This is a genomic window from Xanthomonas cannabis (genome assembly GCF_040616535.1).
Lineage (GTDB): Bacteria > Pseudomonadota > Gammaproteobacteria > Xanthomonadales > Xanthomonadaceae > Xanthomonas > Xanthomonas cannabis.
Genome location: NZ_CP136580.1, coordinates 2036328 through 2056963 on the forward strand (window position 1 = coordinate 2036328; position 20636 = coordinate 2056963).

The window sequence follows — 20636 nt, forward strand, 5'->3', positions numbered from 1 at the left end:
TAGGGGTAGCGTGCGATTTTTGCTGCGGCAGCTGCGTACCGTCCTGCGCAAGTAGTGCCTGTCGCTTAGTCAGGTTGGCTGACGGCGGTGCTCGCTTTGGGCAGTGTTGGGTGAGTTCGTCGAGTTGGCTGTCTGCCGCCGTACCCTCACCCCAACCCCTCTCCCGTAGGAGAGGGGCTTCTTGCTCCTGCGTTTTTTCGGTCAAACCAGTCCGCGCTGCCTGGCCAGCGCGAACAACCCTGCCGCTGCCAGGTCTTCCGGATGCAGCTGGCTTTGGACGCCCAGATGCTGCAGCGCCAGGGCATACCGCTGGGCCAGCGCCGGGCTGCCGACCAGATGCACGATGGCGTGATCGCCGCGGTGCTCACGCAGTTCGTGGCCGATCAACAGGCCCGAGAGGTAGGACGGCAGTGCCGCAGAGGACAGGCGTTCGAACAGGCCGAGCGTGCGGGTGCCGAACAGGTGGTGGCTGAGGCCGCCAGCGTCGGCGCTGCGGTCGACACCTTGCAGGAATGCAGCGGCGTCCAGTTCGGCGTGATCGTCGTCCATCAGCTTGCCGAGGATGCTGTGTTGACGCAGCACGGCATACAGCTCGCCGGTCATGACGGTGGCGAAGTCGGTCAGCTGGCCGTTGGCGATCCGCGCCCACTTGCTGTGCGTGCCGGGCAGGCAGGCGACATGCTCACCGTCGCCAAGTGCGGCGATCAGGCCGACCAGCTGGGTTTCTTCGCCACGCATCACGTCCGGCACGCCGTCGTGTTCGCCGGTGCTCACGCCCGGCACGAACCACAACGTGCGGCCGGGCAGCAGGTCGTCTTCGCTGCGCATCGCCTGGGCGAGCGCGGCGGTGCCGGCCGGGCAGGGCAGATAGGGTTGTTCGACCCAGCCGTTGCGGCTGCCGATCATGCCCGACAGCAGCAGCGGGCCGTCCCAGCCGGCGATCAACCTGGTGAGTACCTCGGCGAAGCGGCCCTGGCAGGCCAGGATGCCGTCGCTGCCGCGGCGTTGCTCCAGCACGGCGCCGGTGGCGTCGAGCAGATAGGCGCGCAGGCTGCTGGTGCCCCAATCGACGGCGATCATGCGCTGGCCACCCGGCTCTCGGGCAGGCCGGCGATGGCGACATCGCAGACGAACAGGCCGCCGGCGTCGGGCATGCGCGCGAGTTCATCGGCGCTGTGGTCCAGGCGCGAAGAGATCACGTGCAGGCGGTCCAGCGCCGCGCCGCCGAACGCGCCGCAGGTGGGGTGCTTGATCGGCAGGTGCACGACCCGGTCAACACTCCCGTCGGGGCGGTAGCGCACCACGCGGCAGGCACGCCATTGCGCGTTCCACAGGTGGCCTTCGCTGTCGATGATGGAGCCATCCGGCTCGGCGTCGTCGCGATCCAGGGTGGCGAACACGCGCGTGTTGCTGGTCTGCGCCGTCTCCGCGTCGTAGTCGCAGCACAGGATCTGCGGGCGCACGGAGTCGCAGTAGTACAGCGTGCGGCCGTCCAGGCTGAAGCAGATCGAGTTGGGGATCGACACGCCCGGCAACGGCAGCGCACGCAGGCCGTGCCGCAGTGAAAACTGATAGAACGCACCACGTGCGGCCTTGCTGTCGTGTTCGTCCATGGTGCCGAACACCAGATTGCCATGCCGGTCGACGCGGCCATCGTTGCTGCGCGTGAGCGGGTTGTCGGCTTCGATATCGGCCAGTTTTTCGAATGGCAGCAGGTCGGCGTCGGTGTTGTCCGGATCGACCACGCCAATCGCCTTGGCCAAGGCGACCAGCACGCGGCCGTCGTCCATCAGGCCCAGGCAGCCCGGGCGATCGGGCAGCGTCCAGTAGCGCGATTGCGCCGTGGCCGGATGATGCCGCCACAGGCGCTTTTCAACGATGTCGACCCAGTACAGCGCCTGGCGCTGCTCGCACCACAGCACGCCTTCGCCATGCGTGCAGCGGCTATCGACCGCCAGTACCGCGGTGTGCTCGGGCGTGCTCACCATTCGGCGATGCTGCCATCGGCATGGCGCCACACCGGGTTGCGCCAGTCCGGCGGGTTTTCGTTTGCGCGCTTGAGCATGTCTTCGTCGATCTCCACACCGAGCCCGGGCTTGGGCAGGGCGGCGATACTGCCATCGACACACTGAAAATCGTCTTTATTGATGACGTAATCGAGCAGGTCGGCGCCTTCGTTGTAATGGATGCCGATGCTCTGTTCCTGCAGCACCGCGTTGTGCGAGACGAAGTCCACGTGCAGGCAGGCGGCGAGTGCGATCGGGCCGAGCGGGCAGTGCGGGGCGAAGCCGACGTCGTAGGCTTCGGCCATCGCGGCGATCTTGACGCATTCGGTGATGCCGCCGGCATGCGAGAGATCAGGCTGCACCATGCCGATGCCGCCGGCACACAGCACGTTCTTGAATTCGAAGCGCGAGAACATGCGCTCACCGGCCGCCAGCGGAATCGAGGTGCTTGCGGCCAGGCGCGGGTAGTACTCGGCCTGTTCGGCCAGCACCGGTTCTTCGACGAACAGCGGCTTGAACGGTTCGAGCTCGCGCAGCAACGCCTTGGCCATCGGCGCGCCGACGCGCCCGTGGAAGTCGATACCGAAGTCGATGGTGTTGCCGAAGGCTTCGCGGATTTCGGCCACCTTGACCACGGCTGCGTCGACCGCGCGCGCGCTGTCGATCAGCTTCATTTCTTCGGTGCCGTTGAACTTGAAGGTGTCAAAACCCAGCGCGCGGTAGTCGGTGATCTGCTGGATGATGGCGCCGGGGCGGTCGCCGCCGACCCAACGGTAGGTCTTCATGCGGTCGCGCACCAGCCCGCCCAGCAGCTCGTACACCGGTACGCCCAGCGCCTTGCCCTTGATGTCCCACAACGCCTGGTCGATGCCGGCGATGGCGCTCATCAGGATGGCGCCGCCGCGATAGAAGCCGGCGCGGTACATGGTCTGCCACAGGTCATTGATGCGTGCCGGGTCCTTGCCGACGACATAGCCGGCCAGTTCGTGCACGGCAGCTTCCACCGAGCGCGCGCGGCCTTCGATGACCGGCTCGCCCCAACCGGTGATGCCCTCGTCGGTTTCGACCTTGAGGAACAGCCAGCGTGGTGCGGCGTGGTAGGTGGTGAGGCGGGTGATCTTCATCCTTGCAGTTCCTGGTAGGCCTGCACGAAGGCGCGTGCATGCGTCTGGGTTGTTTCGAGCGATTGCGCGGGTTTGTACAGTTCGCCGCCGATGCCGGCGCCGGCCGCGCCCTGGGCGATGAAGCCGGCCAGGGTCTGCGGGCTGACGCCGCCGACCACGTAGACCGGGATGTGCTTGGGCAGCACCGAGCGCAATGCGCGCACATGCGCGGCGCCATAGGTCGCTGCCGGGAACAGCTTGAGAATGATGGCGCCCGCATCGATGGCGTCGAACGCCTCGCTGGCGGTGGCGAAGCCGGCCACCACGGTCAGCCCGCGCGACACCGCATGACGGATCAGCGACGGGCGCGTGTTGGGAGTGACGATGAAGCGCGCGCCGATCTCTGCCAGGGTGTCGACGTCTTCATTGCGCAGCACGGTGCCGGCACCGATCCAGGCGCGTTCGCCATAGGTCTGCTGGGCCAGCGCGATGCTCTGCTCCCAGCGCGGCGAATTGAGCGGGATCTCGATCGCGTCGAAGCCGGCGTCGATCAGCGCGCCGACGTGGTCAAGCGTTTCTTCCGGCGTGATGCCGCGCAGGATGGCGACCAGGGGCAGGGCAAACAGGCTGGCGGTGGTATCTGAGGTCATGCGGTTACTCGCGATAGAGCGGAAAGCGGCCATTGGCGACCCGGTGGCCGGCAACGTCGGGGGAACTTGCGCACTGCGCGCGGCAACTGGCCGTCGCCGCTGCGCAATGCAGCAGAAAAACGCAGGGCGGGGAAGAGACGCCGCAACGCACCGGAGGCGGCGTGGCGCGCGTAGCACGCCTGGAGCTACGGCCCGCAAGTGGCCGGCAAGATGCCGTCATCGTCGTCCACCTCCGCGGTCATGGCGTGCGTGTTGCCACCTTGTCGAAGATGGGTCACGTCTGTTCTGGCCGCGCCCGGGAGGTAGGGGCTCCTGCTGCGGCGAGCGCTAGCCTCGCGCGGGGAGATATGTGCTGCAAATGAAATTTTCGGCATATTCTATTCCTCCGACGAATACACGGCCGCAACCGCACCTCATGGCAAATTCCGGTACCCCCTGGTTCAACGCAGCCCGGCTCAAGACGCGCCAACTCCTGCTGCTGCTGCATCTGCACGAACAACGCTCGGTGCTGCGTGCGGCCGAGGCCGCCAGCATGACCCAGCCGGCCGCCTCCAAGCTGCTGGCGGAAATGGAGGACATGCTGGGGGTGAAATTGTTCGAGCGGCATGCCCGCGGTGTCGAACCGACCTGGTACGGCCACGTGCTGATCCGGCGCGCCCGCGCGGCGATGTCGGAGATCGGCCGGGCGCAGGAAGAGATCGCCGCGTTGCGCGCCGGCCGCATGGGCCAGGCCTCGATCGGAACCGTGGTCAATCCGGGCACCAATCTGGTACCGCAGGCCATTGCCGAGGTGAAGCGCGAGTTCCCGGACATCCTGGTGCGGGTGGAGATGGACTATAGCCGCCCGCTGGTGGCCAAGTTGCTGGATGGGCAGCTGGACATCGTGATCGGGCGCATCCTCGGCCCGGAGGGCGTGGGCGAACTGGAGTTCGAGCCGCTGGCCGACGAGCCGCATTCGGTGATCGCGCGGGCCGGCCACCCGCTGGCCAGCCGGGCCGGCCTGCAGCATGCGGATCTGGTGCGGCATGGCTGGATCCTGCCGCCGGCCGACAGCGTGCTGCGCGCACGCCTGGATTCGATGTTCATGGAGCACGGCGTGCAGACGCCGACCAATGCCATCGAGACCTCGTCACTTCCGGTCACCTCGACCCTGCTGCGTGGCACCGACATGCTGACGGCCTTGCCGGTGGAGTCGGTGGCGCCGCTGATCCAGGCCAAATTGCTGACCGTGCTGCCGATCGAACTGGGCGTGCGGATGGAATCGTTCGGCATCATCCGTCGGCGCGATTACATCCTTCCGCCGGGTGCCGAACGCATCCTGCAGGCGTTGCGCACCACGGCGCGCCGGCTGTATCCGGGATTGCGCGGGCCAGAATCCCTTACCTAACAAGCTCTTCCATTTGTATTCCTTGGAGTAATACCAGCCTGTGAATTTTTCATTGGCTGGCGCTAGACCGCGCGCCTATATCTGTGCGTCAGATCGCACGCTGAAGCGCACGTGAAGTCGGGCAGGTGATCGGCGGCAAAGCCGCCATGCAGCGAAAGCGGGACTGGCCTCGGCGCCGGTCCCGATACGATCACGCGGGGCGTCTTGCGTCGCGACAACCAGTCTTCAGTCGTCTTGCGTCCTGGGAGGGATTCAGATGTCCAAGTTTTCAAGCCATGCCTCGGCAGGCACGGGCGTGCGCGCGTGCCGTACCCCACGTTTGCGTCATTCGGCCATGGCCGTCAGCATCGGGCTGCTGCTCGCTGCGCCGGTATACGCACAGCAGGCGCCGGCGGCCAGGGGCGCGCCTTCAGGCACCGCCGGTGCCAGCGCGGTGGACCTGGACACGGTGGAAGTGCGCGGCGTGCGCGCCAGCCTGATCAAGTCGCAGGTGATCAAGCGCGATTCCACCCAGATCGTGGATTCGGTCAGCGCCGAAGACATCGGCGCGCTGCCCGACCGCAGCGTCACCGAAACCCTGCAGCGCGTCAGCGGCGTGACCATCGACCACTTCGCCGCGCGCAGCGACCCGGATCACTTCTCCGCCGAAGGCAGTGGTGTGATGATCCGCGGCCTGACCCAGGTGCGTGGCGAGCTCAATGGACGCGACATCTTCAGCGCCGCCAGCGGCCGTGGCCTGAGTTTCGAAGACGTGCCGGCCGAGCTGATGGCCGGCGTGGATGTCTACAAGAATCCGTCGGCCGAAATCATCGAGGGCGGCCTGGGCGGCACGGTCAACCTGCGCACGCGCATGCCGTTCGACAACCCGGGCCGGATCGTCGGCGGCAACGTCGACGTCAACTGGGGCGACATGAGCAAGAAGTACAAGCCGTCGGCCTCGTTCCTGTTCAGCGATCGCTGGGACACCGGCGTCGGCGAAATGGGCTTCATGATCGATATCGCCCATTCGGAACTGGCGACCCGCTCGGACGGCATCCAGGTCGAGCCGTACGTGCGTCGGACCGACGATGCGGTGCTGGCCGGCAGCGGGCGCAGAGAGGTGTTTGTGCCGGGCGGGGTGAACTGGCGCCAGCTGGATTTCGAGCGCAAGCGCGACGGTATCGCCGCAGCCTTCCAGTGGAAGCCCAGTGACCAGACCGAGATCTACGCGCAGTACCTGCGTTCGCGCTACGACATGAACTGGCAGGAGCGCGCCGCGTTCTTCAACGACAGCAACAACAGCATCAGCCCGGCGCCGGGCACCACCTTCCAGTACGACCAGGACGGCGTGTTCCAGCGCGGCTCGCCGGTGTCCAACTCCTGGCGCGGCCTGCTGACCGGCGATGGCGTGCGCTTCAATACCGACAACCGCTATTCCGAGCAGCGCACGACCACCTCGGACCTGTCGGTGGGCTTCAGCCATTACTTCAACGACAACCTGCAGATCAAGGGCGACGTGCAGCTGGTGCAGTCGGAGAACGACCAGCTCGACTTCACGGTATTCAGCGCGACCTATCTGCCGGGGCTGACCTATGACGTGTCGGGCAAGTATCCGACCGTGCAGATCGCCAACCAAGGTTTCACGCAGGACCCGTCCAATTATTTCTGGGCGGCGGCGATGGATCACCTGGGGCATAACCGCGGGCGCCAGCTGTCCACCCGCGTGGACCTGGAATACACCTTCCAGGACAGCAGCTGGCTGCGCTTCGCGCGCTTCGGCATGCGTGCCACCGACCGCAATCAGACCAACAAGAACTCCGGCTACAACTGGGGCGTTCTGTCGGACAACTGGGCAGCCATCCCCGGCAGCGCCAATGGCCTGGCCAACATGTCGCAGTACCTGCCCAACGAGTCGTCGCTGTTCACCTTCTCCGATTTCTTCCGCGGCGGGGTGAACGTGCCGACCACGCTGGTGGTGCCCAATGGCGGGCTGGTCAAGAACTACCGTCGCGCCTCGGAACTGCTGCAACAGCAGATCGTGGCCCTGCGCGGCTTTGGCTGGGCACCGGACACCTACCAGCCGCAGGACACCAACCGCCAGTTCGAGCGCACCCAGGCCGCCTACGCGGCGCTGTACTTCGGTAACGACGAGGCCTGGGGCGTGCCGGTGGACGGCAATATCGGTGTGCGCATCGTGCAGACCAAGACCCAGGCCGAAGGCTTCGGCCAGTTCCAGGACCTGTCGGGCCTGAACGTCTCGCCCGAGCTGCAGGCCCGCTACACCGGGCAATACTTCGACAACAACTCGCAGGGCAGCTACACCAACGTGCTGCCGAGCCTGAACATGCGTTTCCGTTTCACCGACAGCCTGCAGTGGCGTATCGCCGCCTCCAAGGCGATGGCGCGCCCGGACTACACCCAGCTGCAGCCGTACGTGCTGCTCAACGTGGAGACCGACGACGCCGGCAATGCGACCAACTTCGTCGGTACCGCAGGCAATCCGACCCTCAAGCCGATGACCGCCAACCAGTTCGACACCGCACTGGAGTGGTATTTCGACAACAGCGACATGCTGTACACCACGCTGTTCTACAAGAAGGTCAAGGACTATTTCTCCACCCAGACCCGCAGCGAGACCTACGATAACCGCGAGTGGCTGGTGACCCGGCCCTACAATACCGACGAGGGCACCATTCGCGGTGCCGAGGTGGGCTACACGCAATTCTTCGACGAATTGCCGGGCTGGATGAGCGGGTTCGGCATCAATGCCAACTTCACCTTCGTCGACAGCAAGGGCGGCACCAACACCGCCATCGACCCGTACACCCGCACCACGGTGGAAGGCGTGGAGCTGCCGTTGGAAGGTCTGTCGCGGCGCAGCTACAACCTGGCCGGCATCTACGAGAAGGGCCCGCTGTCGCTGCGGCTGGCCTACAACTGGCGCTCGCGCTACCTGCTGACCACCAGCGACGCGGCCACCCGGTTGCCGACCTGGGCCGACGACTACGGCCAGCTGGATGGCTCGTTCTTCTACCGCTTCAACGAACACCTGCAGTTGGGGATCCAGGCCAACAACCTGACCAATACCGAGACCAAGGTGTTGATGGGGCCCACCTCCTACGAGGGGGGCGAGGTGGATACGCGGCTGTACACCCGCAGCCAGTTCGTCAACGACCGGCGCTACTCGCTGGTGCTGCGCATGAATTGGTAAGTGCGCACGGTCACGGCCCGACTGTGCAGCGATCTGCACAGTCGGGTCCGTCAGGTATGAGTCCGCAGGTTCGGGCCGTGATGCCGGACCTGCCGGGTTTTCCGGTGTTGCTATAGTTTTAACGAATAGCTTTCCAGGAATATTTCATTGGTGTGGCATGACGGCCGCGCCCTATGCTCCCGCCGCAGCCGCAGGTCCGCCCGCCAGGGCAAACCGCGCATCCGCCTACCCGGTGTCCCGGGCGCAGATACGGGCCAGCAACAACGACGGGCAGGGCGTTCGCGCACCGGCCCGCTAAAAACAAGCAGTACATGCGTCCTGGGAGGGAGCACCATGTCAGTGCAACATCGCCACATTCCGGCAGGCCGGGCTGTGGGTCAGCGTTCGATCCGTGATTTCCGCCGCTCCGTGATGGCCATCAGTGTGGCCACCTTGTTGAGCGCGCAGGCCTATGCGCAGGATGCGACCACCACTGCCGCACCGGCATCGGATGCGACCACCCAGCAGCTGGACACGGTGCAGGTCACCGGTACCCGCAGCAGCGTCACCAAGGCGCAGCTGGTCAAGCAGAACGCCGAGCAGATCGTCGATTCCATCGTTGCCGAAGACATCGGCAAGCTGCCCGACAACAACGTCGCCGAAGCGCTGCAGCGCATCTCCGGCATCCAGATTTCGCGCAACTACGGCGAAGGCAGCTCGATCGCCATCCGCGGCCTGACCCAGGTGCGCACCGAGCTCAATGGCCGCGACATCTTCACCGCCAACGACGGCCGTGGCCTGAGCTTCGAAGACGTGTCGGCCGAGTTGCTCGGCGGCGTCAACGTGTACAAGAACCCGTCGGCCGACATGATCGAAGGTGGCCTGGGCGGCACCGTCGACCTGCGCACGCGCCTGCCATTCGACTATGAAGGCCGCAAGATCGCCGGCAGCGTCCAGTACAACTATTACGACCTGGCCGACGACGGCAAGCCGGCGTTCTCGGGCCTGTTCAGCGACCGCTGGCAGACCGGCATCGGCGAGATCGGCATCCTGGTGAACTATTCGCAGCAGAAGAGCCCGTTCCGTCAGGACACCATCTCGATCGAGCCGTGGTACACCCAGACCGATCTGCCGGGCTACGAAGGGCAGGGCGTGTCGGTACCGCACGGTGCCGGCATCAACACCACCGTCGGTGAGCGCGAGCGCAAGACCGGCGCGTTTGCGATGCAGTGGCGCCCGAACGATTCGGTGGAGGTCTACACGCAGGTGCTGCGTTCGGACTACGACTTCAGCTGGCACGATTATTCGTTCTTCGCGTTGACCGGCGCCAACAACATGCAGGGCTTGCCCGGCATCCAGGTCAACAGCCGCAACGAGTTCGTCAATGGCTCGTTCCAGAATGTGCCGACCGAATCCAATACCAGCCTGACCGAGCGTCACTCGGTGACCACCGATTACTCGCTGGGCGCCAAGTGGACGGTCAACGAAAAGCTGACCCTGAGCACCGACTTCCAGTACGTCGATGCCACCACCAAGGGCACGCGCTACATCATCGCCACCGGGCAGGACACCAGCCCGCAGTTCAACGTCGACTTCCGTGGCGATCTGCCGCGCCTGTCGGTGACCGATGCCAGCGGCGCGGAAGGCTACCTGGCCGACGTCAACAACTACGACGGCTGGCGCTGGCACCTGGACAACAAGGACGACAACACCGGTACCGAGTTTGCCTGGCGTTCGGACATGGATCTGGCGTTCGACAGCGACTTCGTGCGCAGCTTCAAGGCCGGTGTGCGTTATACCGACCGCGATGCCGAGACCAAGGGCAACGTGTGGCGCTTCATGTGCATCAACGATTGCTCGGGCACGCCGTTCTCGCAGTTCCCCAGCATCGGTCTGGTGGCCAACCCCATCACCGACTTCTTCCGCGGTGAGAGCAGCACCTTCGGTCGCACGCTGACCGCGTCGGATGCAGCGGTGGCCAATTACGAGCAGAGCCTAGCCACCTTTGGTGCCAGCCCGCTGGAATTTGCCCCGAACAACATCAACACCCAGAACGAGAAGACCTACGCGGCGTACGGCGTGTTGCGCTTCGGCGTGGATGGCGACATCCCGTTCGACGGCAACATCGGCGTTCGCGTGGTGCGGACCGAAGTCGGCTCGCGCGGCGTGCGCACCGGTACCGACGCCGAAGGCGGCGGTCTGATTCCGGTGGATGCACAGCAGACCTACACCGACGCGCTGCCGAGCTTGAACCTGCGCTGGATGCTGAGCGATCAGCTGCAGTGGCGTTTTGCGGCATCGCGCGGCATTTCGCGCCCGACCTTCGACCGCCTGAACCCGAACCTGAGCCTGAGCACCGGCACCTCGTCCAGCGGCGCCTCGACCTTCACCGGCACCGCGGGCAACCCGAGCCTGGAAGCGGTCAAGGCCGACCAGTTCGACACCGCGCTGGAGTGGTACTTCGGCCAGGGCTCGATGATGTACGGCACCCTGTTCTACAAGAAGGTGGAAGGCTTCATCGCCAACGCCGTCTTCAACGAGGTGTACGACGGACAGGTGTGGCAGATCACCCGCCCGGTCAACGGCGATGCCGGCAAGATCCGTGGTGCTGAGCTGGGCTATACGCAGTTCTTCGACTTCCTGCCGGGCTGGCTGAGCGGCTTCGGCCTGCAGACCAACTACACCTACGTCGACAGCGAGGCGCCGAGCCCCACTGCCACCGACACCAACGGCCAGGCGCTGACCGTGCCGCTGGAAGGCCTGTCCAAGAACAGCTACAACGCGATCCTCAGCTACGAAACCTCGCGCTTCCAGGGCCGTGTGGCCTACAACTGGCGCAGCGACTGGCTGGTGACCACTGCGGGCAACGGTACCGGCAACCTGCCGGTCTACAACAAGGGCTTCGGCCAGCTGGATGCCTCGCTGCGTTTCAACATCAATGATGTGTGGTCGATTTCGCTGGATGGCGTGAATCTGCTCGATACCCGTCGCGAAAGCTACCTGGGTAACGAGTCGCGCTATCGCGACTTCGTGATCAACGATCGTCGGTATGGCCTGACGTTGCGGGCCAGCCTGTAGAACGCGCCGTAGGAAGTGCGTCTCCGGTCCGGCGAGCTGTGCAGGCAGCTCGTTGGACCGGTGTTTTTCCTATCGATGGCCACGCCATCGATCGCGAGGGGAGCCGGAGGAATGATCGCCGTGATCGATCCGCCTACTAAGCGCCGCCTTTTCGCAGCACACGCGTGGCTGACTGCTGTTTGCCTGACGCTGGTGTTGCTCTTCATGACGTCCACCGTGGCTGCGGCCGAGCCCGCCACACCAGGACCCTATCAGTGGCGTAGCGTCGCCATTGGCGGTGGCGGTTTTGTCACCGGCGTGCTGTTTCATCCCGCCGAGCGCGATCTTGCCTATGCCCGTACCGATGTCGGCGGTGCGTACCGCTGGGACGCGCGAACGCAGCAGTGGGTGGCACTGACCGACTGGTTGGGCGCCGACGACTGGAACCTGATGGGGATCGATGCCTTCGCCATCGATCCTGCCAACCCCGAGGCCATCTACCTGGCTGCCGGGACCTACATGCACGAGCGTGCCGGCAATGCAGCCGTGCTGCGCTCGTTCGACCGCGGCCGCAGCTTCGCGCGCGCCGACCTGCCGTTCAAGCTCGGCGGCAATCAACTGGGGCGCGCCAACGGCGAGCGGCTGGCGGTGGACCCGCACGATGGCCGTGTGCTGTTGCTGGGCTCGCGTGATGCCGGCCTATGGCGCAGCACCGATCGCGGCGCGCACTGGGCGCGGGTGGAGGGATTTCCGGCCGAGGCGTTGGCCGGCGCCACGGCGCGCAACCATGTCGGGCGCGAACAGGCGGTGGGGATCGCCTTTGTGGTGTTCGACGCCGCCAGCGGCCGCGCCGGTGCTCCCACGCCGCGGATCTACGTCGGCGTGTCCACCGCGCAGACCAGTCTGTATGTGTCCGAGGATGCCGGCCGCAGCTGGTCGGCAGTGCCCGGGCAACCGCAGGGGCTGCGTCCCAGCCATATGGAAGGCGGCCGCGACGGGCACTGGTATCTGAGCTATGGCGATCAGCCCGGCCCGGATTTGATGGCCGGTGGTGCGCTATGGAAATACACCCCCGCGCAGGCGCGCTGGAGCGAGATCAGCCCGATCGCGCAACCGGCCAATGGCGACGGCTTCGGCTGGGGCGCGGTGGCGGTGGATCCGCAACAGCCGCAGGTGCTACTGGCCAGCACCTTCCGTCGCCGCACGCCGCGCGATGAGCTGTTTCGCAGTGTCGATGGCGGCAAGCACTGGACGCCGCTATTGGCCGAGGCGGTGTTCGATCACAGCGCCGCGCCGTGGACCTCGCATGCGCGTCCGCACTGGATGGGCGCGTTGGCCGTCGATCCGTTCGACAGCAACCACGCCCTGTTCGTCACCGGTTACGGCATCTGGGCCTCGCGCAACCTGCAGGACTTCAGCAGCACGCACCAGCCACTGCAGTGGTGGTTCCAGGACCGCGGGCTGGAAGAAACCGTGCCGCTGGATCTGCTCAGCCCGATGGCCGGTGCCCATCTGCTCAGCGCGCTCGGCGATATCGATGGATTTCGCCACGACGACCTGGACAGCGCGCAGCTGCAATACGCAGGCCCGCGTCTGACCAATGGCGAAAGCATCGACGCCGCCGGGCAGGTTCCGATGACAGTGGTGCGCAGCGGCACGGTGCGCGACCGTCGCAACAACGAGATCCGCGCGCTGATCTCGCGCGACGGTGGCGCGCACTGGGAGGCGTTCGCCAGTGAACCGCCGGCCGGGCAGGGCGCAGGCACCATCGCGATTGCGGCAGACGCCTCGCAGGTGATCTGGGCGCCGCAGGGCGGCGGCAACTGGCGCACGGCCACGATGGGCAAGCAGTGGCAGCGCGTGCAGGGGCTGCCGGACACTGCGGTCGTGGCGGCCGACCGCGTCGATGCGCAGCGCTGGTATGCCGTCGACACCGCCAGCGGGGGCCTGTATGCAAGTACCGATGGCGGGGCCAGCTTCCGCAACACCGGGCAGCAGGTCGGCAATCCGGCACGCGATGAGCGCGCCCGCCCGCAACTGCGGCCCGATCCATGGCGTGCCGGCGTGGTGTATCTGGCCAGCCCGTCGCTGGGCGTGATGCGGTGGCAGGACGGACGCCTGCAGACCCTGTCCAGGCCCGACGAAGCGCGCTCGCTGGGCATCGGCAAGCCGCTGCGTGACGGTGCGCCGCCGGCGCTCTACCTGGCCGGCCGCGTGGACGGCGTGGATGGCGTGTTCCGTTCCGACGACGAAGGCGCGCATTGGCTGCGCATCAACGACGACGCGCACCGCTTCGGCAAGCCCTATAGCGTCACGGGCGACCCAAGACTTCCCGGTCGGGTGTATTTCGCCACCGGTGGGCGTGGCATTTTCTACGGCGACCCACGATGAGCGCTGCATGCCTGCGCGCGTCATCGCGCTGTCGTACCGTGACCGCCTTCATCCCCCGCCGAACCGTTGCGCGCCGACCGGCCGCGCCGACCCTGGAGATCACCGCATGACCGTTCCTTTCGTCCGCCGCGCATGCCTGCTGGGTCTGGTCCTGGCCAGCCCGCTCGCGCTGGCCCAGCCGACGCTGCCCTTGCTGTTTGCCGATGGCGCGGTGTTGCAGCGCGACCAGCCGATGCCGGTGTGGGGATGGGCGACGCCGAAGGCGACCATCACCGTCAGCTTCGACGGCAAGCGCGCCACCGCCAAGGCCGATGAGAGCGGGCAGTGGAAGGTCCGGCTGCCCGCGCACACCGCCGGTGGCCCCTACGTGCTGCGTGTGCAGGGCGATGGCGGCGAGTTGCAGGTGCGCGATGTGCAGGTGGGCGACGTGTGGCTGGCCAGCGGGCAATCGAACATGGAATGGCCGCTGGCCCAGGCCAGCGATGGCGCACAGGCGGTGGCCGCGGCCAACGATGCGCAGCTGCGGCATTTCAAGGTGCCCAAGTCGTGGTCGGTGCAGCCGGAGGCACGCCTGACCGGCGGCGACTGGAAGGCGGCCACGCCGGCCAATGCCGGTGAGTTCACTGCGGTTGGTTACTTTTTCGCCAAGGAGCTGCGTGCCAGCACCGGCGTGCCGATCGGCATCGTCAACAGCACCTGGGGCGGCAGTGCCATCGAAGCATGGATGGATGCGGCGTCGCTTGGTTTGAATGCCGACCAGAACCAGGGCGCGATCGAGGCGATCAAGCAACGCGACGCCGCCGCGCAGGCCGCCACCGGCAAGCGCATTGCGCGCTGGCCCAAGGTCGACGGCGAGATGCCGCAGTGGCGCGAATCCGATGTCGACGACAGCGACTGGGACAGCATCCCGACCACCCAGCAATGGGAAGCCAGCGGCTATGACGGCATGGACGGCATCGCCTGGTATCGCACCACGGTGACCCTGAGCGCTGCCGAGGCCAAGGCCGGTGTATCGCTGGGCGTGGGCCAGATCGACGACTCGGACATCACCTACGTCAACGGCCAGCAGGTCGGTACCACCGAGAAGCAGTGGAACCTGCCGCGCGTCTACCGCGTGCCGGCGTCCGCATTGCATGCCGGCATCAACCACATCGCGGTGCGCGTGGAAGACCTCAGCGGCGGTGGCGGCATGCATGGCCCGGATGAGCAGCGCTTCGTGCAGACCAACGCGGGCGCCAAACGCGCGTTGAGCGGCTGGAAATTCCGACCCGCCGCGGTGCGGGTGTCCTTGACCGACAACAAGAACCAGCTGCCCACGCTGCTGTACAACCAGATGATCCACCCGCTGCAGCCGTTCCCGGTCAAGGGCGTGATCTGGTACCAGGGGGAGACCAATGCCACCGACAGCGGCGCGGTGAAGTACCGCGAGCAGTTCGCCGCGATGATCCAGCAGTGGCGCGCCGAGCGTGGCGACAAGACGCTGCCGTTCCTGTGGGTGCAGCTGGCCAACTTCAAGGCCGGCGGCGACAAGGGCGAGCTGAGTCCGTGGGCGCTGCTGCGCGAGTCGCAGTCCAAGACCTTGGCGCTGCCGGCGACCGGGCAGGCGGTGATCATCGATATCGGCAACCCCACCGACATCCATCCCACCAACAAGCGCGATGTGGGGCATCGCCTGGCGCTGGCCGCGCGGCATGTGGCCTATGGCCAGACGCTGGTGTACAGCGCGCCGGTGTTCAAGCGGGCGAGCTTTGACGGCGGCAAGGCGGTGCTGAGTTTCGACCTGCAGGGCAGTGCGTTGCAGGTGCGCGGCGGCGGTGCAGTGCAGGGCTTTCGTATCGCCGGTGCGGATCAGCGCTTCCATCCGGCCACTGCGCAGATCGACGGCGACCGCGTGACCGTGCGCAGCGATGCGGTGCCTGCACCGGTGGCGGTGCGCTACGGCTGGAGCGAGAACCCCGACGACGCCAACCTGGTCAATCGCGACGCCCTTCCTGTTTCCCCCTTCCGCACCGATACCTGGTGACACGGAGTCTTATGTCCATGCATTCCCCCGTTACGCGTGTGATCTCTTCTTCCACTGCACGCCGTTGTCTGCGTCCGCTGCTGCTGTCTGTGTTGACGCTGGCGTTGGCGGCCTGTCAGTCCGGCGAGCAGGACACCAGCGCAAAGTCCGGCGCCGCCACACCGGCCGCCAACACCGCCGCCGCGCCGGCAGGCGGCGCAGCAGCGCCGGCCACGCAGACGCCGATGCCGCAGTTCGTCAGCAAGGACGGCAAGCATGCGTTGATGGTCGATGGCGCGCCGTTTTTGATCCTCGGCGCGCAGGTCAACAACTCCAGCAACTATCCCGGCGTGATGGACAAGGTGTGGCCGGCGATCCAGGTGCTGGGCCCCAACACCGTGCAGGTGCCGATCGCCTGGGAACAGGTGGAGCCGGAAGAAGGCAAGTTCGATTTCTCCTTCGTCGATACGCTGCTCACCCAGGCGCGCGAACACAAGGTGCGCCTGGTGCTGCTGTGGTTTGCAACCTGGAAGAACAACGGCCCGCAATACGCGCCGCATTGGGTCAAGACCGACAACCAGCGTTTCCCGCGCGTGGTGACGCGCGAAGGCAAGTCGATCGGCTCGCTGTCGCCGCATGCGCAGGCCACCCTGGATGCCGACCGCAAGGCGTTCGTCGCCTTCATGCAGCATCTGAAGAAAGTTGACCCGCAACACACCGTGATCATGATCCAGCCGGAGAACGAGGCGGGCACCTATGGCAGCGTGCGCGACTTCTCGCCGATGGCGCAGAAGCTGTTCGACGGCCCGGTGCCGGAGGAGCTGCTCAAGCGCCTGAACAAGCAGCCCGGCAGCTGGGCGCAGGTGTTCGGTGCCGATGCCGATGAGTTCTTCCATGCCTGGTCGATCGGCCGTTACATCGACCAGGTGACCGAAGCCGGCAAGGCCGAATATCCGTTGCCGATGTACGTCAACGCCGCGCTGCGTGGCCCGTTCAATCCCGGCCAGCCCGGCCAGTACGCCAGCGGTGGCCCCACCGACAACGTGCTGGATGTGTGGAAGGCCGCCGGCCCGCATATCGACCTGCTGGCGCCGGACATCTACATGCCCGAATACCGCATGTACACCACGGTGCTGGAGCGTTACGCGCGGCCGGACAATGCCTTGTTCGTCGCCGAAACCGGTAACCGCCCCGAGTACGCGCGCTACCTGTTCCCGACGCTGGGCCATGACGGCATCGGCTGGTCGGCATTTGGCATGGATTACACGCGCTATTCCAACTACCCGTTGGGTGCCAAGCACGTCAACGAAGAAACCCTGGCGCCGTTCGCGCTGGGCTTTGACCTGGTCAAGCGCGGCATGCGTCCGTTCGCCAAGGCCGCGTCGGAAGGCAAGCTGCACGGCACCGCCGAAGAACCCGGCCAGGCCGTGCAGGAGCTCAAGCTCAACGACCGCTGGAGCGCCACCATCACTTACGGTGTGCCGCAGTTCTGGTTCAAGGGCGAGCCGCCGGGCAACCCGGAGCCGATCGGTGCTGCGCTGATCGCCGAGCTGGGCCCGGACGAGTTCCTGGTCACCGGCTACCACGCGCGCGTCACCCTGCACCCGGCTAGCGAAGCGACTGCCAACATGATTTACGACCGCGTCGAAGAGGGCGTCTACGAAGGCACGGACTGGAAGTTCGAGCGCAACTGGAATGGCGACCAGACCGATTACGGCGTCAATTTCTCCAGCGCGCCGCAGCTGCTCAAGATCAAGCTCGCCACCTTCAAGTAAGCGTGGGTGACACCCGCTGCGCCGGCCTCATGCCGGCGTAGCAGATGCGACCAACGCGGCATGGTGCACCGATGCACCTGGCCGCTACCACGCCCACCGGACGACTGCCTACAACGCGGTTGACCACACCATCATCAAGACCACGCAGCGCTGCCCCCGCAGCCTGTTTCGCAATTCAAAGGGAGTGACCATGCAAACCACCATCCATTCCGCCGGCACCGTGCCTGCCAACCGGCGTACACCGCTGGCCCATTGCCTGGCGTTGTCGCTGGCCCTGCTGGCCAATGCCGCGCATGCGCAGGAAGTGCGCAAGGCCGCCGATGGCGTCACCGTGGTGCCGAGCGCCAAGGGCGCTGCGCCGGTGCGCCTGCAGGTGGTCGATAGCGGCATCATCCGTGTCAGCGCGGACCCGGACGGCGACTTCGCCCGTAGCCCCAGCCTGATGCGCGTGCCGGTGCAGGGCGACACCGCCTTCCAGGTAGCCGAGCAGGGCGACAACGTGCAGCTGAAGACCGGCAAGGTCACCGCCACTGTCTCCACCGTCGATGGCCATGTCAGCTTTGCCGATGCCAACGGCAAGCCGGTGCTGTCGGAAGTGGCCGGCGGGCGCAGCTTTGCCCCGCTGAAGGTGGAAGGCAAGCAGTACCTGAGCGTGCGTCAGCGCTTCCAGTCGCCTGACGACGAAGCGCTGTACGGATTCGGCCAGCACCAGCAGGGCTGGATGAACCAGAAGGGCCGCAACGTCGAGTTGCAGCAGAACAACCTCGACATGGCGGTGCCGTACCTGGTCTCCAGCCGCAACTACGGCCTGCTGTGGGACAACAACTCGATCAGCCGCCTGGGCGACCCGCGTGGCCTGCAGCCGCTGTCCCAGACGCTCAAGTTGTACGACGCCAAGGGCAAGCCGGGCGGCCTGACCGCGCGCTACGCGATCGATGGCAAGCAGGTGCTGGAGCGCCGCGAAAGCGAGGTGAACTACCAATACCTCAGCAACCTGGCCAAGTTCCCCAAGAAGGCGATGTCCAAGGACAAGAACAGCCGCATGCAGGTCACCTGGGAGGGCGAGATCGAGGCGCTCACCGCTGGCGAGCACACGTTCTCGCTGTACCTGAGCGAGTACGGCAAGGTCTACGTGGACGGCAAGCTGGTCATCGATCGCTGGCGCCAGAACTGGAACCCGTGGAATCACGAGTTCACCCTCGACCTGGAGCCGGGCACGCGCCACTCCGTCAAGGTCGAATGGGACATGATCGACCCCAGCTACATCGCGTTGCTGCATCGCGACCCGCTGCCCGCGACCGAGGCGAAAGACCTGTCGCTGTGGTCCGAAGCCGGCCAGATGATCGATTATTACTTCGTGTCCGCCGATTCGTACGACCAGGCCGTGGCCGGCTATCGCGAGCTCACCGGCAAGTCGGTGATGCTGCCCAAGTGGGCCTATGGGTTCTGGCAGAGCCGTGAGCGCTACAAGAGCCAGGACGAGCTGGTCGGCGCGGTGGCCGAATACCGCAAGCGCAAGCTGTCGCTGGACAACATCGTGCTCGACTGGTCGTACTGGCCGGAAAATGCCTGGGGCTCGCATGATTTCGACCCCAAGCACTTCCCGGACCCGGATGGGATGGTCAAGGCCGTGCACGACATGCACGCGCAGATCATGATTTCGATCTGGCCCAAGTTCTATCCCACCACCGCCAACTACAAGGAACTGGATGCCGCCGGTTTCATGTTCAAGCGCAACGTGGAAGTGGGCGAGCTGGACTGGATCGGCAAGGGCTACAAGAACTCCTTCTACGACCCGTACTCGGAAAAGGCGCAGGCCATCTACTGGCGCCAGGTCAATGAAAAGCTCAACAGCAAGGGCTTCGATGCCTGGTGGATGGACGCCGACGAGCCGGACGTGCATTCCAACCTGGACATCGCCGAGCGCAAGGCACGCACCACGCCCAATGCACTGGGCTCGTCCACCGAGTACTTCAACTCCTATCCGCTGCCGCACACCCACGGGGTGTACGTCGGCGATCGTGCGGCCGACGACAAGCGCGTGTTCATCCTCTCGCGCAAGGGCTATGCGGGGACCCAGCGCAATGCGGTGGCGGTGTGGAGCGGCGACATCGTCTCGCGTTGGGACGACATGCGCGAGCAGATTTCCGGTGGCGTGAACATGGCGCTGTCGGGCCTGCCCAACTGGACCTTCGACATCGGCGGATTTTCGGTGGAGAAGCGCTACGAGAACCAGGACCCGGCGCATCTGCCTGAGTGGCGCGAGCTCAACACGCGCTGGTTCCAGTTCGGTGCGTTCGTGCCGATCTTCCGCTCGCACGGCCAGTTCCCGTACCGCGAAATCTGGAACATCGCCCCGGAAGGCACGCCGTTCTACGAGAGCATGGCGTACTACAACCGCCTGCGTTACGCGTTGCTGCCGTACATCTACAGCCTGGCCGGCGATACCTACCAGCGCGATGGCGTGATCATGCGCGGCATGATGATGGACTTCCCCAACGACGCGAAGGCGCGCGACATCAACGACCAGTACCTGTTCGGCCCGGCATTCCTGGTCGCACCGGTCACCAGCTTCGGCGCCACCTCGCGGCAGGTGTATCTGCCGGCTGGCACCAGCTGGCTGGATTTCGCCACCGGCAAGCGCTACGAGGGCGGCCAGAGCATCGAAGCCGCCGCGCCGATCGAACGCATGCCGCTGTTCGTGCGTGCCGGCTCCATCGTGCCGACCGGCCCGGTGCAGGAATACGTGGACCAGATCCCGGATGCGCCGCTCACCGTGGTGGTTTACACCGGCGCCGATGGCCAGTTCTCGCTGTATGAGGACGATGGCAAGGGCTATGGCTACGAGAAGGGCGAGTTCAGCCGTATTCCGCTGGTCTGGAACCAGGCCAAGGGCGAGCTGAGCATCGGCAAGCGCGAAGGCAGCTGGACCGGCATGCAGGCTAAACGCACCATCAATGTGCGCTTCGTCGATGGCCCACGCGACGACGCCGGCGCACTCGCGTCCAAGACCGATACCACCATCCAGTACGACGGCAAGCCGGTCAGCGTGTTGCAGCGCAAGATTGCGTCCGGCAAAGCGCGTCGTCGATGATC

General features: G+C 65.8%; 11 protein-coding genes. 7 read left to right on the forward strand and 4 right to left on the reverse strand.

Annotated features, from left to right (window positions below; all coding sequences use genetic code 11):
* Positions 1-201: 201 nt before the first annotated feature.
* The 4 genes from RZV17_RS08830 to RZV17_RS08845 are packed head-to-tail and all read right to left on the reverse strand — an operon-like array spanning position 202 to position 3759.
* Positions 202-1080 carry a 2-dehydro-3-deoxygalactonokinase gene (locus tag RZV17_RS08830; RefSeq protein WP_047694143.1) on the reverse strand — a complete coding sequence of 293 codons (879 nt, stop codon included), beginning with the start codon at positions 1078-1080 and terminating at the stop codon, positions 202-204.
* Positions 1077-1988 (reverse strand): SMP-30/gluconolactonase/LRE family protein, encoded by a 912-nt coding sequence (locus tag RZV17_RS08835; RefSeq protein ID WP_166743062.1) that lies wholly within the window; start codon positions 1986-1988, stop codon positions 1077-1079. Before RZV17_RS08835 ends, RZV17_RS08830 begins: the two co-directional genes overlap by 4 nt.
* Positions 1982-3130, reverse strand: coding sequence for a galactonate dehydratase (gene dgoD / locus RZV17_RS08840; RefSeq protein ID WP_039404273.1), 1149 nt, complete (start codon positions 3128-3130; stop codon positions 1982-1984). Before dgoD ends, RZV17_RS08835 begins: the two co-directional genes overlap by 7 nt.
* Positions 3127-3759 carry a 2-dehydro-3-deoxy-6-phosphogalactonate aldolase gene (locus tag RZV17_RS08845; RefSeq protein ID WP_355608695.1) on the reverse strand — a complete coding sequence of 211 codons (633 nt, stop codon included), beginning with the start codon at positions 3757-3759 and terminating at the stop codon, positions 3127-3129. The genes dgoD and RZV17_RS08845 overlap by 4 nt, the downstream gene beginning before the upstream one ends.
* A 415-nt stretch (positions 3760-4174) precedes the next feature.
* Between RZV17_RS08845 and RZV17_RS08850 the strand changes: the two genes are divergently transcribed.
* The 7 genes from RZV17_RS08850 to RZV17_RS08880 all read left to right on the forward strand — a co-directional run bounded on the left by RZV17_RS08850 (position 4175) and on the right by RZV17_RS08880 (position 20634).
* Positions 4175-5146, forward strand: a complete 972-nt coding sequence (locus tag RZV17_RS08850) for a LysR family transcriptional regulator (protein WP_104580147.1) — start codon at positions 4175-4177, stop codon at positions 5144-5146.
* 256 nt (positions 5147-5402) lie between these two features.
* On the forward strand, positions 5403-8336 hold the full coding sequence (locus RZV17_RS08855; RefSeq protein WP_355608699.1) for a TonB-dependent receptor: 2934 nt from the start codon (positions 5403-5405) through the stop codon (positions 8334-8336).
* Between the two features lie 333 nt (positions 8337-8669).
* Positions 8670-11393 (forward strand): TonB-dependent receptor, encoded by a 2724-nt coding sequence (locus tag RZV17_RS08860; protein ID WP_355608702.1) that lies wholly within the window; start codon positions 8670-8672, stop codon positions 11391-11393.
* A 111-nt stretch (positions 11394-11504) separates the two neighbouring features.
* Positions 11505-13763, forward strand: a complete 2259-nt coding sequence (locus tag RZV17_RS08865) for a cellulase (protein WP_355608705.1) — start codon at positions 11505-11507, stop codon at positions 13761-13763.
* A 106-nt stretch (positions 13764-13869) separates the two neighbouring features.
* Positions 13870-15786, forward strand: a complete 1917-nt coding sequence (locus RZV17_RS08870) for a sialate O-acetylesterase (RefSeq protein ID WP_355608708.1) — start codon at positions 13870-13872, stop codon at positions 15784-15786.
* Between the two features lie 11 nt (positions 15787-15797).
* On the forward strand, positions 15798-17540 hold the full coding sequence (galD, locus tag RZV17_RS08875) for a GH35 family beta-galactosidase GalD (protein ID WP_355608710.1): 1743 nt from the start codon (positions 15798-15800) through the stop codon (positions 17538-17540).
* A gap of 190 nt (positions 17541-17730) precedes the next feature.
* Positions 17731-20634 (forward strand): TIM-barrel domain-containing protein, encoded by a 2904-nt coding sequence (locus RZV17_RS08880; protein ID WP_355608713.1) that lies wholly within the window; start codon positions 17731-17733, stop codon positions 20632-20634.
* Positions 20635-20636: the final 2 nt, after the last annotated feature.

What these genes read in the sequence shown, in the direction of transcription:
- RZV17_RS08830 (WP_047694143.1), bottom strand. Translation starts at nt 1,080, where the DNA reads ATGATCGCCGTCGATTGGGGCACCAGCAGCCTGCGCGCCTATCTGCTC.
- RZV17_RS08835 (WP_166743062.1), bottom strand. Translation starts at nt 1,988, where the DNA reads ATGGTGAGCACGCCCGAGCACACCGCGGTACTGGCGGTCGATAGCCGC.
- dgoD (WP_039404273.1), bottom strand. Translation starts at nt 3,130, where the DNA reads ATGAAGATCACCCGCCTCACCACCTACCACGCCGCACCACGCTGGCTG.
- RZV17_RS08845 (WP_355608695.1), bottom strand. Translation starts at nt 3,759, where the DNA reads ATGACCTCAGATACCACCGCCAGCCTGTTTGCCCTGCCCCTGGTCGCC.
- RZV17_RS08850 (WP_104580147.1), top strand. Translation starts at nt 4,175, where the DNA reads ATGGCAAATTCCGGTACCCCCTGGTTCAACGCAGCCCGGCTCAAGACG.
- RZV17_RS08855 (WP_355608699.1), top strand. Translation starts at nt 5,403, where the DNA reads ATGTCCAAGTTTTCAAGCCATGCCTCGGCAGGCACGGGCGTGCGCGCG.
- RZV17_RS08860 (WP_355608702.1), top strand. Translation starts at nt 8,670, where the DNA reads ATGTCAGTGCAACATCGCCACATTCCGGCAGGCCGGGCTGTGGGTCAG.
- RZV17_RS08865 (WP_355608705.1), top strand. Translation starts at nt 11,505, where the DNA reads ATGATCGCCGTGATCGATCCGCCTACTAAGCGCCGCCTTTTCGCAGCA.
- RZV17_RS08870 (WP_355608708.1), top strand. Translation starts at nt 13,870, where the DNA reads ATGACCGTTCCTTTCGTCCGCCGCGCATGCCTGCTGGGTCTGGTCCTG.
- galD (WP_355608710.1), top strand. Translation starts at nt 15,798, where the DNA reads ATGTCCATGCATTCCCCCGTTACGCGTGTGATCTCTTCTTCCACTGCA.
- RZV17_RS08880 (WP_355608713.1), top strand. Translation starts at nt 17,731, where the DNA reads ATGCAAACCACCATCCATTCCGCCGGCACCGTGCCTGCCAACCGGCGT.